We start from the raw sequence: 11,860 nt of genomic DNA, 5'->3' as shown, positions 1-11,860 counted from the left end.
TTCTATGTTCCTGGAGGCATCGGGTAAGGTGCGATTTTGCGACTAGAGCTTGGTTCCGTTTCGCGCTGATTGGCGCGCGTACTGGATGGCGGCAACGATGAGATCGCATTCTGCGTCGGTCATGTCGTTGTAGACCGGCAGCGCAACGACGTTGTAAGCGACCCTCTCCGTCACATCCAACTTCACCTCTTTCTGCGTGTTGTAAGCCGTCATGTGGTGGCAGGGCGGGCTGTAATACTTCCGGACGAAGACGTTGTGCTTCTCGAGCGCGGATGCCAGCGCATCACGGTCGAGTCCGAATTCCTTGGCGATGACGACGACCGGCAGATAGAGCCAGTTCGTTTGCACGTTTGCGGGCTCTTGCCCCACGAGCAACCCTGGAAATTTGGAAAGGCCGGTCCGCATGCGCGCGACCGCCTGGCGGCGCGTCGCAATGGCCTGCTCGAACGTCTTGAGTTGCTCGAGGCCGATGATGGCCGATATCTCCAGCATCTTCCCGTTCAAACCCGGCTCGTGACAGTCGGCGCCATCGACTTGCCCGAAATTGCGCATCGCCTTGACGCGCGCGAGCAATTCCGCGTCGTGGCTGCAGACGCACCCGCCTTCCATCGTTGCGAAAGCCTTGGTGGCGTGGAAGCTGAACATCTGCGCATCTGCGCAGCCTCCCACCAGCTGCCCATTGACGCGCGTGCCGAACGAGGGCGCGCTATCGACGAGAAATTTCAGCTTGTGGCGCTCGGCGATGCGAGCAAGCGCAGCGTAATCGCTGGCGACCCCATAAGCGTCGACGGCGAGGATGGCGACCGTACGGTCCGTGATCCTGCGCTCCACATCATCGGGGTCGAGGCGCATGGTCATGTCATCGAGAATGTCCGCAAACACCGGTTCGGCGCCGACCCATCTGACAGCATGCGGAGTGGCGCTGAAGGTGAATGAGGGCACGATCACTTCGCCGCCGGAGATTCCCGCGGCCCTCAGCATGGCCATCATGCCGATCTGGCCATTGCAGAAAACCAGGGTCGGGACGCCGAGATACTCACTCAAGCGCGTCTCGAATTCGACGACCCAACGCGAATTGTTCGTGACTTGGCCGGTCTCCAGCGCTGTCTCAAAAGCGGCCAAGAACTGCTCTGTTCTTGGAAACCTTGGACGCACGATATGGAGCGGGCTCCTGGCGAGCGGCGTTAGAGAGTCAAGCGGCACCGCGGCAGTCATCTCGAGTCCTGATCATCGATACAGTCTGTGACTGGTTACCGATATAGAGCGAGACTTGTGTGGAGCATTCGTGTGCGACGGGGGGCGCCATTGACATGGGCGTTTTAGACTAGCCGCGACTGGCGAATCAATATTCTAGTGTCGCCAACCTGTATCCAATCGCTCACGGTACTCTTGGCAATGAAGAACTTCGTCATCAATCTCGACCGCGATCCAGAGAAATACGAGAGGTTTCTGAAGCGGAATGCAGGTTGTGGAATCGCCTTCGAGCGCTTCTCCGCGTCCAACGGGCTGGAGATGAGCGATCAGGAGGTGATGGCGATGCGGCTCGTTGCTCCCGGCGCCCAGTTCACCAGGGGAGCCGTTGGCGGTGCCGCTTCACTGTGGCGGATATTGAACTGGATCGCCAAACAGAACGAACCGGCCCTTGTGTTCGAGGACGATTGCGCGATCCGCCACGACATCATTGCGCGCCTGGCGGCGCTGCTTCCGTCCCTCGAGGACTGGCATCTTCTGGTTCTCGGCTGCAACACGGATTCGGTGCTCGATCTCGAACTGGCGCCGGGCATGAAGTCGATGATGACCTTCAGGCCTCAGCATCCAGATGACCAGACCGATGCCGCCTTCCAAAGAGCGAATTCCCAAGTCGCTGCGCTCCGGCTCAACTGCTGTTTCGGTCCAGCCGGGTCGTTGATATCGCCTGCGGGAGCGGGGAAGCTCTTGGAGTTGTGTTATCCGATGGACAATCGGTCGGTCAAAGTCGAGGCACTCGGCAACCGTGTGCTGCCAACGATTGGTCTGGATGGAATGGGGAACAGCATCTATCGCTTCATCAAAGCGTACGCTTGCTTCGCACCGCTTGTGGTGCCCCGCAATAACAACGCGACTTCGACGACCTTTACTCACGATGCACGAGTTTGGGGGTAGGTGGGCACTGCGTTGACCTACCCGGAGAGAGCTGACGAACGTTGAGACTCGTTCATTATTGCTGGAGGGGGATGTTCCGCGCCGGCCGTCTCTCGCTGTCGATCTACCACGATCTGGATTCGGCCGTGGTGGATGAAGTTGCCGAAACGAATGTCGTCACATGAGCAGGGCGTCGCACACGATGAAACTCGCGATCATGCAGCCGTATTTCCTCCCCTACATCGGCTACTACCAGCTCATTGGAGCGGTCGATCTCTTCATTGTCTACGACAATATCAAGTATGTGAAGAAGGGCTGGATCAACCGCAACCGCATGCTGGTCAACGGAAAGGACGCCTTGTTCTCACTTCCGTTGAAGAAGGATTCGGATGCCCTGGATATTCGTGACAGGGAGCTGGCGGCGGATTTCGACCGGGCAAAGCTGCTCAATCAATGGCAGGGGGCCTATCGCACCGCGCCCTTCTTCAAGGAAACCTTTCCGCTTCTGGAGGAAATTGTCGGCTTCCAAGACCCCAATCTGTTTCGCTATCTCTTCAATTCGCTGCGGATGACCTGCGCACATCTGGGGTTGAAGACCACCTTCAAGATCTCGTCCGAGGTTCCCATCGACCATTCACTCAAATTTCAGGACAAGGTGCTCGCATTGTGCCAGGCGGAAGGCGCGCAACGATACATCAATGCGATTGGCGGCCTGGAACTCTACGAGTCTGAAGCCTTTAGTGCCCGCGGAATCGAATTTAAGGCCCTTCGAGCACGGCCGTTTCCCTATGAGCAGTTCGGGCAAGCCCATGTGCCGTATCTTTCGATTGTGGACTTGCTGATGTTCAATTCGGTTTCGAAGTTGCACGAAGCCATAATCGATAACTATGACCTGGTCGGACACGAGCGAATGTGACAACGCCACCTCCCGATTGCCGGAGGGCATGGACTTGAATACCGGATATAGCGCTTTGACGGAGGCCGCGCTGGGTGCGCCCTGTAACGGGCCCGCGTCGAACCGATAAATTACTCGAACACGACGTAACTCTGCTGTGGCGAGATCGTGCTACGGCAAATGCGATATCCTCGCGTGCCCCATGCCTCGCGCAACGCCAGAGTCTCCCCGGGATTCTCTGCCAGGACCAACTCGTCAAACCCGACGATGCTGTTCTTCGCCAGATAAGGGCGAATGAGTTCGAGGCATCTTTTCGTCGGTTCGTAGAGATCAAGGTCGAAATACGCCAGCGCGATGATCGTCTCGGGGTGCTTTTCCAGATATGAAGGAAGAGTGTCGTTCACATCGCCCTTGACCAGTTCGAACTTGCGGATGTGACTGCGCGGGGCAAGTCGCTCCTGCGTCGACAGTATCTCCGTAAGCACCTGCTCGTAGTTCGGCGTGACGTTCAGTCCGCCGACCTTCAAGCCGTCGAAATCCCCGTCCTGGGCAGCTACCGACGGGAATCCTTCGAACGTGTCGAAGCCGACAACCTTTCGGCTCATGTTGTACGGCTCGTAGATGTGGCGCATCTGCGTGAACAGCGCCATGTTCTGCCCCCAGCGCACGCCGAATTCCATGATGACGCCATGCGTGCGCAGGGCCTTCAAATAGAGATCGTGCATGAAGAGAATGCGCGCCAGCGATGCGCGATTCAGGAACAGGCCGAGATTTGCGTGCAATTCACGCTGAGGCAGCGGCGACGTCTTCATCAGGTCCTGCAGCCGGCCATAGGCAGTCGCTTCCTCCGAGGAGGCATAGGTAAAATTCTGGGCGTCCTTGGGGGTTTCTGATTTCATAAATGCGCTCTCGATTCAATGCCAACTGGAGGTGAAGTTTCGTCTTGATTCGGAGTAAGGCAACGCGAGTTGTGGATCGACCGATATCTTGTGGCCGTGACAGGATCTTAATCCTCAAGCCGTCGAAGCCGTGTCGCGCCGGTCTTCAGTCCGCCGTAGTAATAGTCGTTGAAGCCTGCGGCTTCCATCAGCTCGAATACCTTTCGCATGTTGTACTCGACCCGATGCAGTTCGAAGCTCTTGCCGTCGAATGTCGCAAACGCCGCCCGTGGATCGCCGTCGCGCGGTTGTCCGACCGATCCGGGATTGCAATAGGTCTGTCCGGCGAAGTGATGGAGACTTTGCACGTGGGTATGTCCGCTGACGAAAATGCGGCCGGGCAGTGGCGCAAAATAGGCTTCGTCGGGCTCCCTAAGGTATTCGTCGATCGGATCCGACCATCCACCATGGACGATTTGAGCGTCCCCCACCTGCATGTGCACCCCGAACGTCCTGAGCCAATTCAGATTCTCGGACGTGATCTTCTTCCTCTGATAGGCAAGGCAATCGTTGACGCTTTTGGATCTCACGCAAAAGCCGCCGAAGCCCAGGTACCAGTCATGGTTGCCAAGAAGGCTTCTGACGCCGCGCCGTTTCAGCTCGTCGCAGCATTCGTTGACCTGGGAATAGTAGCCGACCACGTCGCCCACGCAGACAATCTCGGTGACACGCATGCGATCGAGTTCGGCCAGAACCGCCGTCAGCGCCTCGAAATTTCCATGGATGTCAGAGATGAACGCGATCTTCATAGAAGATATGATCCTCGGTGTAGCGGACGGCTCGACCGCGCTTGATATCCGGCTGGACCGGCATCCGGTTCTCGATGGCCATTTCAACCGCCATCAGGCTTTCGTTGTAGCCAAAGGCGGCGCGGATCGACGTCGACGAAGAGATCCTCGGATTGATCTCAAGCAACTTCAAGCCGTGGTCAGTCTTGCGAAACTGAAAGTTGGTGGGGCCAACGGGAGAAAACCCGCGGCATAAATCCCGAACCGCATCGGAAAAGTCCGCCTGATCGACAACCTCGGCTTTCTCGGTGAATCCTTCCCTGGAGAGTTTTCGCCGCAGCGCCATGATGGCCGAAAAGCTTCCAAGACCATCGCAAAACGCGGACACCGTGAATTCCTCGTCATCGCGTCCGACGATGGGCTGGGCCATCAGTGTCGTTTTTGTCGCGGGATCAATTCCGGCAAATTGCTCGGCAGTCGCGACCACCACGATTCCCTTGGATCCAAAACCCCGGCGAGGTTTGAGCAGGAACGGCAGGCCGCATGTCTCCGTGAGAAAATCGAAGTCCATGTCCAGATAGCTCGGGATCGCATAGCGCAGATTCAGCTCCAGCTGGCGCTCGTAAAACGCCCATTTGTCGGAGCATTTGGCAATCAGGTCGGGGGAATTCGTGACGACCTTGGTTCCGGTCGATTCAATCTCAGCCCGTCGATCCGCCCATTTGTACATGTCTGCATCGATGCCGGGGATCGCCACGTCGACCTGATGCTCGCGCAGTAGCGCAAGAAACCAATCAAGGTAGTCCGGCGCATCCGTCCTGGGCACCCGTTCAAAAACGTCGCAAAATCCCGGCGCTACCGAGTCGGCATAGATCGAGGTACCGACGAGCTTCATCGGCCTGCTCGACCGTTTCAGGGAGCGTAAAATTCCGTAGCCGACGATTCCGGCGGCGCCCGAAACCAATATGGTTCTCATGACGGCTGCCTTCGATGAGCCGCTTCCATCTGCATTCCCTGCGCCATGGAGATGCGGGGAAAATAGTCGAGCAGTCGGAACAATGTCTCATCGCAAGCAAAGCCATTGCTTGGGATGTCAGGCTTGTCTTTCAGGAACGCGACCTTGCTTTCGCTTTCAAAGGCCGAAATGGCCGCCGCCGCAATTTGCGAATAGGTGACGTTGTCGGGGTTCACGCAGTGATAGGTGCCTTCGAGTTTCATCACGACGGCAGCCGAGATGATTTTGGCCACGTCCTCGGCGTGAATGAAATTCCTCAACGGGTCATTCGAACCAAAAAGAATTATGTCTTCATGGCTCTGGGCCTTGTCCATGATGGTGTACAGGAATGGCTGATGCCTTCGAAACCCTGATCCCACACCATAGATCTGCGAAGGTTTTAGCACGGCGACCGGCAGCCGGAGTTCCCGGCCGTAAAATTGTGCGACGTCTTCGGAATGCCTCTTTGAGAGTGCGTAGGCTCCGAAGAAGGGAGAGTCGTTCCTGAGATCGGCAAAGATGCTGGAGATGTGCACGAGATGCTTCGCGCCCGCCCTTGAGCTGGCGTGGCAGAGCTTCATCAAGCCAAGCACGTTGACGTCCATCGCTTGCAGCGCGTCCGGCAGTTCCTTGCCCCCGAAAGCCGCGGCCATGTTCACGACGCAATCGATTCCGTCGGGAATCTGAATGTCACGCGAACACAGGTCCAGTTCGACATCGCAGCCCTTGCGCCCGGCCGTCAACACTTCGCACCGCGCGCGAAGGAAGGGGATAAGCGTCTGTGCGAGCGAAGAGGTGCCCCCGACGATCAGCACTCTCATGGCCGGGCCGCATCGACCGGCGCGAGTTGAGCCAGAATTCCGCAGGAGAGTTCCGGATATTCAATTCCCATCTCGCACAAGGCCTGAATGATCTTGGTGTCTAGATTTAACGACAGGATCTGACTTGTCGCGAAGGGTTTCAGGTAGATCCCCTCCAGTTTTTCAATTGTGTAACCGGCATCACTCACCAGCGTCGTGAGTGTATCGACTGTAAAATACCGCTTGTGCCCGAGGACTCGGTCGTTCTCTGAAAGCGCCTCCATGTCGGGAAGCATCCCCGCAAGATGTCCAAGCCTTCGGTTCATGACCTCGGCATTGGGGACCGCCACAAAAAGCTTGCCTGCGGGCGCGAGGAATGTCCTGAAGCGGTTGAGGATCAGCAGGGGGTCGTCGACATGCTCGAGGACGAACCCCATGACGATGAGATCGAATCTTTCGTCCGTGTCGAACTCTTCGAAATAGGTTTCGATGACCTCGCTTTTGTTGTCCGGAAATCTCAGCTTGAAATTCTGGATGACGGCGGGAGATCCTTCGAGAACAACATGGCGCCCGGAGCCGTCCGAAAAAATCTCGGTTGCAAAGCCGTGCCCCAGTCCGAGATCCAGCACGGCGCGTGGATCCTTGACGGCATGCGCAATCCGCTTTGGATACCAGGTCAACGCGATTTCGTTGTCGAAATCGTAGATGTTCTTGCCTTGATAGGCGGCGACATGGACATCCAATCGACCGTTCATGGAGTCTCTCCACCCGAATTCATGGAGTCTCTCCACCCGAATTCGATGTGCTATCAAATGCCTCAAATCGTCCGAGGGCGATCCGCGTCCCGGCATTCAGTCTCGGGAAGCTCTTGTGCTTCTCCGGCCGGCGGTTGAGATTGACGACGAGGCTCTTCATGCAAGGACCAGATTCAAGGATCGGGTGAAGTGCGCCGATCGCTGCTTGCAGGCATATCAACGGCCCCCTTGATTCGCCACGCGCCGGCGCGGTGAGGCGAAAGCGGTGTCAAGCTTCAAGCAAGCTCCAGCGGATAGCTAGAGAAGCGGCAGCCTTCCTGACGTCCCGGGAATCGGTCTGCTGCCCGCTCTCCCATGATCCGGAAGGTCCCCGATGAATTATCACGACGGCACTCTGGCAAGAGCAAACGAGGTCTCGACGGAGCCGTCTTTGCTGACGCGGGATGAATACTATCAGATCTGTCTTCAGCACTTGCGAACCGGCGAGCTCGCACAGGCCGAAGCGCGCTGTCGGGAAGGGCTGGCCGCAGACGCGAACCATGCCGGCTTGCTTCATCTGATGGCCGGCGTGTCTCTGCTCAGCGGCGACTACGATGCCGCCATCAAGTGGGCCGGCCGTGCGCTCACGAACGAGATGAAGGCGACTTATCTCGCGACGTTCGGGACGGCCCTGCAGGGCAAGGGACTGCAGGAGCAGGCCCTGGAGGCGTTTCAGCGCGCGGTGGACCTCGATCCCGTCGATCCTTCGATCTGGGAGAACTATGGCCATGCCTTGAGCCGGGCGGGGCATGCCAACCAGGCGAGCCTTTGCTTCGTGATCGCGCGGGCCTATCAGAAAATGCCGTTCCTGGCTGAGTGCCGTTCTGCGCCGCGAAGCGGCTGGAATGCGCTGACCGGGCAATTCAATGCTCATCTCCAGAATCGCGCGGCGGCGGACGAGGTCCGCGATCCCATTCATTGCTTCTGGTCGGACGCGTTGCCGAGCGCGATGTCGCATCTCGCGCTTCGGTCGATGATCCGGCAGGGCCATCCGGTCACGCTGTATACTTACGATGACGTGGCCACGATGCAGGCGCTTGTGCCATCAGGAGTCATGGTGGCCGACGCCGAAAGCGTGGTGCCGCGTTCGACCTACCAACATGCTGTCGTGCACAGCGAGATCCGCTACTTCAGCGACATCTTCCGCTATGCCGTCCTTCAGCAATTTGGCGGGTGGTGGCTCGATACGGACATCGTTCTCGTCAAGCCGCTGGATTTCGGCGCGCAGCACGTGTTTTCAACGCAATGGTCCGGTGTCGAGAACGGCCATGTCTGCGTCGGCGGCGTGATGCGGGCGCCCAAGGGCTCGCTACATATGGCGAACCTGTATGCCCTGTCGCTTCAGCGTCTCTTCACCGAACGGCGCGTCGAATACGGTGCGGTCGGGCCGCTGTTGCTGAGCGAATATCTGCTCGGGTCAGACGACCAGCAGCTCCTCTCATCCATACTGCCGCCGACGACCTTCAATGCGATCGACTGGCATGAAGTGGATTTATTCGCCACCGAAGGCCGGGCGGGCTTCGAGCTGTTGAGCGATCCCCGTGTCACGGGTGTGCATCTGTGGGAAAAGATGTGGGCCGAGCGGGGGCTGCGCCTCGATGCTGTCTCCGACCAGAGCGTTGCGGGTCATCTCAAGAAGCTGGTTCTCGAACCGAGCTGATTTCAGTCGATCATCTCAGCCCTGGCGGCGGTCTGGCTCGGCCTGTTCTGGTCGCGCCAGAACCAGACGGTCACGATGCCGGAGCGGCCACGGACCTGCGTGAGCAGGGGACCTGTCAGGATGCCATCGGGGGCGCCGTGGAAGTCGGCCGCGTCCAGCAGCGTATCGGTCAGCGCGAGCCACGCACAGTTCTGGGCGGCAACCTCCATCAAGCGGCTCGCGACGTTGACGGTGTCGCCCGTCGCCGTGATGTGCTGGTGGCTTTCGCCGAGGCGGGAGGCGATGATCGGGCCGAAATGCGTGCCGATCTTGAAACCGAGCTGGCCGCGGATCGCTGACGGCAGCGAAGCGATCCAGCGGTCGACACTGCGATACAGGTCGATCGAACATTTCAGCGCGCGCGCCGCGTCGTCGGGCATCGCGTGTGGCAGGCCGAACAGGAGCATGGCGCCGTCGCCGAGAAACCCGGTGATCAGACCGCCGCAATCGACCGCGGCCTTGTCGATCAGCGCGTGAAACGCCTTCAGCAGATCCTGGAGCTCGTCCGGGTCGATTCCTTCGCTCAGCGCCGTGAAGCCCGAGAGATCGATAAAGACGACGGCCGCATCCTGCCGGACCGGCGTGGACAGAAAGTTCGGATCGCGCGTCAGCCAGTCCTGAACGGCCGGTGCCTGAAATTGCGCGAGCGACCGGCTCTTGGCGGCGAAATATTGGGTGCGGCGGCCGCCGGTCCACAGCTGCACGCCTGCAAACACGGCGACCGGCGGCACGGCGGCAGCGAGCGTCGTTGCTGCATTCAGCCAGACGCCGTGCGTGAACGCGAACAGATTGAGCCCGCCCCACGCGATCATCACTACGGCTGCCGCGACGATGCCGAATGCGCTGCGCCGCCAGGCGAGCAGGCCGACCAGCAGCATCGGCAGCAGGATCGCGGTGAGCGCGTCGGCGATGTGAACCTTGCGGTCGCGCACGATGTTGTCGCCGGCGACGAGATGCGTGATCGCGGTCGAGACCACCTCGACGCCGGGCATCAGGGAATCGAACGGCGTCGGATAGAAGTCGCCGCCGCCGGCGACCGCGGCGCCGATCACGACGATCCGGTTCTCGATCGCCGCGCGATTGAGTGTGCCGTCGAAGATGCTCTGCGCGCTGACGGTGCGGATGGTGCGGCGCGGCCCGTAATAGGTGATCGGCAGCGCGAAATCGGTGTCGGTCGGCACCGCGCGATCGCCGAGCATGAGTTGATCGGGCCTAATCGTCAGCGGCTGGTCGAGCGCGCGCGTTGCGACCCGCAACGGGAATGACAGCTCGACCTTGTCGCGGGTCCGGAACAGCATCGGCACCGAGAGCGGCGAGCCCGATTGTCCGGTGGCGACGTTGACGACGCCGACCTCGGCGTGATCGGCGAAGGCCGGCAGCGGCAGCAGGAAACGCTCGGCCTGCGGCAGGGCGGCGAGGGGACCCTGGCTGCCCGGCTCCACCGTCTCGCTGGCGGACGGGAAGATCGCCGCGGCGGCAAGCACCACGGGACCGGTAGCTAGCGTATTGGCCAGCGTGGCGTCGCCGATCGCGGCGCTGCGGTCGACCAGCAGCAGGTCGATCGCGACGACCTTCGGCTTGAACTGAACGATGGTGTCGACGACACGGGCGAGATCGGCGCGCGGCAGCGGATAGCTGCCGCCGCGTTTGACCACGGTGTCGTCGATCGCGACGATGGTGACGAGATCGGGCGGAACTTGCACGCCGCGGATCTGCGTCCGCAAATCGGTCAGCGTTGCCTCGAGGCGATCGAGAAAGCGCAGGCGGCCGTTGGCGTGAGCGGCATAAATGCCCGCGCCCCACAGCGCGGTGAGAGTGAGGGCCACCAGGATCTGAAAGCGTCTCGTCATGACGTGCTGCAATCTTTTTTGTCGCCCGCGCCTTGCTGCGCGAGCCTCAATTGTTCAGATCGTATTGGCCCAGTCTCGTTACTGACCAAGTCTCGCCATCAGCGCGTCGACGCGCGGCTGGCCCCATGTCTTGACGGTCAGCGGGCCGGTTGCCTCGACGTCGACGCCTTCTCCCGGCCCGAGCACGACGCCGCGTCCGCGGCTCCTGCGGGTGACGCCGACACGGCCGTTGGCGACGAAGACCGAGGTTTTGGCCTCTGCGACATCGACCGCCCATTTGGTACCGCGCACCGCGGCGATGGCCTGTGGCGTCAGCACCCTGAAGGGATTGCCGCCGGGCTTCTTCGGCACCTCGACCAGCAGCGCTTTGCTGCTCAACTCGACGGAGTCTATATGTCCGTCGCGGTTGGCGTCCTTAAGTTCAAATCGGGCGCCGCTTTCGGCAACGATGGTGATGCCGTTGTCGCAGCGCCAAACCTGCGTGCCGGCGGCCGCTGGCGACGCCGTGCAGCCCGCATTGGCAGCAGGCTGTGCGTTCGCAGACCCGATCACCTGAAACAACCACGCCAGAGCAAAAAAACCAGCGCCCGCGATCCCTCTCATGCCAGCCTCCATTTGCGTGCTTGGCACAGTTCAAGGCGATGTTGATACGGTACCGTATCACACGCAGAGGCTGCTGAAAAGTGCCGCTTTCGGAGGTATTTCCTCGTTCCGGTCTTTTCCAGTCCGGCGCGATCAACTTTCAGTCAGGGCGGACTATCCTTCTCTCCCGTTCTTACGGGGGCGCGACGGGCTGCGCTCGCGCCAGCCCCGCGCAACGCTTCCCCGCTATCTTCCGGGTATTGAAGACCACGAAAAGGACTTGGTTGGTGCGTCTAGAGAGACGGTCGGAAGAGGTTCGCTGACCGTGTTGATCCGGCCGAGAATTATAGTTAACAGACGCGGCTAAGTCCGTAGTTCTGCGGGCCTTTTTCTCGAAATGGGACAGCGTTAACCCGGTGCCTCACATCTGCCCGAACTTAATCCGCATTTAACTAAAAG

Annotated in this window: 11 protein-coding genes; 3 read left to right on the top strand and 8 right to left on the bottom strand. The window is 59.8% G+C overall.

Going from position 1 to position 11,860, the window contains the following annotated elements:
- Positions 1 to 42 precede the first annotated feature (42 nt).
- Positions 43 to 1,215 carry a DegT/DnrJ/EryC1/StrS family aminotransferase gene (locus IVB29_RS28915; RefSeq protein WP_247506784.1) on the bottom strand — a complete coding sequence of 391 codons (1,173 nt, stop codon included), beginning with the start codon at positions 1,213 to 1,215 and terminating at the stop codon, positions 43 to 45.
- A 180-nt stretch (positions 1,216 to 1,395) separates the two neighbouring features.
- Here IVB29_RS28915 and IVB29_RS28910 point away from each other — a divergent pair, with 180 nt between their 5' ends.
- Both IVB29_RS28910 and IVB29_RS28905 read left to right on the top strand, forming a co-directional pair.
- Positions 1,396 to 2,142: a glycosyltransferase family 25 protein gene (locus IVB29_RS28910; RefSeq protein WP_247506783.1), complete on the top strand. Its 747-nt coding sequence runs from the start codon at positions 1,396 to 1,398 to the stop codon at positions 2,140 to 2,142.
- A gap of 181 nt (positions 2,143 to 2,323) precedes the next feature.
- Positions 2,324 to 3,037: a WbqC family protein gene (locus IVB29_RS28905; RefSeq protein ID WP_247506782.1), complete on the top strand. Its 714-nt coding sequence runs from the start codon at positions 2,324 to 2,326 to the stop codon at positions 3,035 to 3,037.
- A gap of 110 nt (positions 3,038 to 3,147) precedes the next feature.
- Here the strand turns inward: IVB29_RS28905 and IVB29_RS28900 are convergent, their stop codons facing one another.
- The 5 genes from IVB29_RS28900 to IVB29_RS28880 form a co-directional block, all read right to left on the bottom strand.
- Complete coding sequence (locus tag IVB29_RS28900) at positions 3,148 to 3,828, bottom strand: TylF/MycF family methyltransferase (RefSeq protein WP_247506781.1); 681 nt, start codon at positions 3,826 to 3,828, stop codon at positions 3,148 to 3,150.
- A gap of 194 nt (positions 3,829 to 4,022) precedes the next feature.
- Entirely contained in the window at positions 4,023 to 4,703 is a 681-nt protein-coding gene (locus IVB29_RS28895) for a metallophosphoesterase family protein (protein WP_247506780.1), read from the bottom strand.
- Positions 4,681 to 5,658, bottom strand: coding sequence for an ATP-grasp domain-containing protein (locus IVB29_RS28890; protein ID WP_247506779.1), 978 nt, complete (start codon positions 5,656 to 5,658; stop codon positions 4,681 to 4,683). Before IVB29_RS28890 ends, IVB29_RS28895 begins: the two co-directional genes overlap by 23 nt.
- Complete coding sequence (locus IVB29_RS28885; RefSeq protein WP_247506778.1) at positions 5,655 to 6,497, bottom strand: NAD(P)-dependent oxidoreductase; 843 nt, start codon at positions 6,495 to 6,497, stop codon at positions 5,655 to 5,657. The genes IVB29_RS28890 and IVB29_RS28885 overlap by 4 nt, the downstream gene beginning before the upstream one ends.
- Positions 6,494 to 7,231, bottom strand: a complete 738-nt coding sequence (locus tag IVB29_RS28880; RefSeq protein ID WP_247506777.1) for a class I SAM-dependent methyltransferase — start codon at positions 7,229 to 7,231, stop codon at positions 6,494 to 6,496. Before IVB29_RS28880 ends, IVB29_RS28885 begins: the two co-directional genes overlap by 4 nt.
- 373 nt (positions 7,232 to 7,604) lie before the next feature.
- Between IVB29_RS28880 and IVB29_RS28875 the strand changes: the two genes are divergently transcribed.
- A complete protein-coding gene (locus tag IVB29_RS28875; RefSeq protein ID WP_247506776.1) occupies positions 7,605 to 8,930 on the top strand; it encodes a glycosyltransferase in 1,326 nt (441 codons plus the stop codon).
- 2 nt (positions 8,931 to 8,932) lie between these two features.
- Here the strand turns inward: IVB29_RS28875 and IVB29_RS28870 are convergent, their stop codons facing one another.
- Both IVB29_RS28870 and IVB29_RS28865 read right to left on the bottom strand, forming a co-directional pair.
- Entirely contained in the window at positions 8,933 to 10,819 is a 1,887-nt protein-coding gene (locus IVB29_RS28870; RefSeq protein ID WP_247506775.1) for an adenylate/guanylate cyclase domain-containing protein, read from the bottom strand.
- A gap of 78 nt (positions 10,820 to 10,897) precedes the next feature.
- On the bottom strand, positions 10,898 to 11,422 hold the full coding sequence (locus IVB29_RS28865) for a FecR domain-containing protein (protein ID WP_247506774.1): 525 nt from the start codon (positions 11,420 to 11,422) through the stop codon (positions 10,898 to 10,900).
- Between the last annotated feature and the right edge of the window lie 438 nt (positions 11,423 to 11,860).

It is taken from the genome of Bradyrhizobium sp. 1 (genome assembly GCF_023073315.1).
Taxonomy (GTDB): domain Bacteria; phylum Pseudomonadota; class Alphaproteobacteria; order Rhizobiales; family Xanthobacteraceae; genus Bradyrhizobium.
The sequence above is the reverse complement of the archived record's forward strand: the minus strand, read 5'-3'. Positions and strand labels throughout refer to the sequence as shown.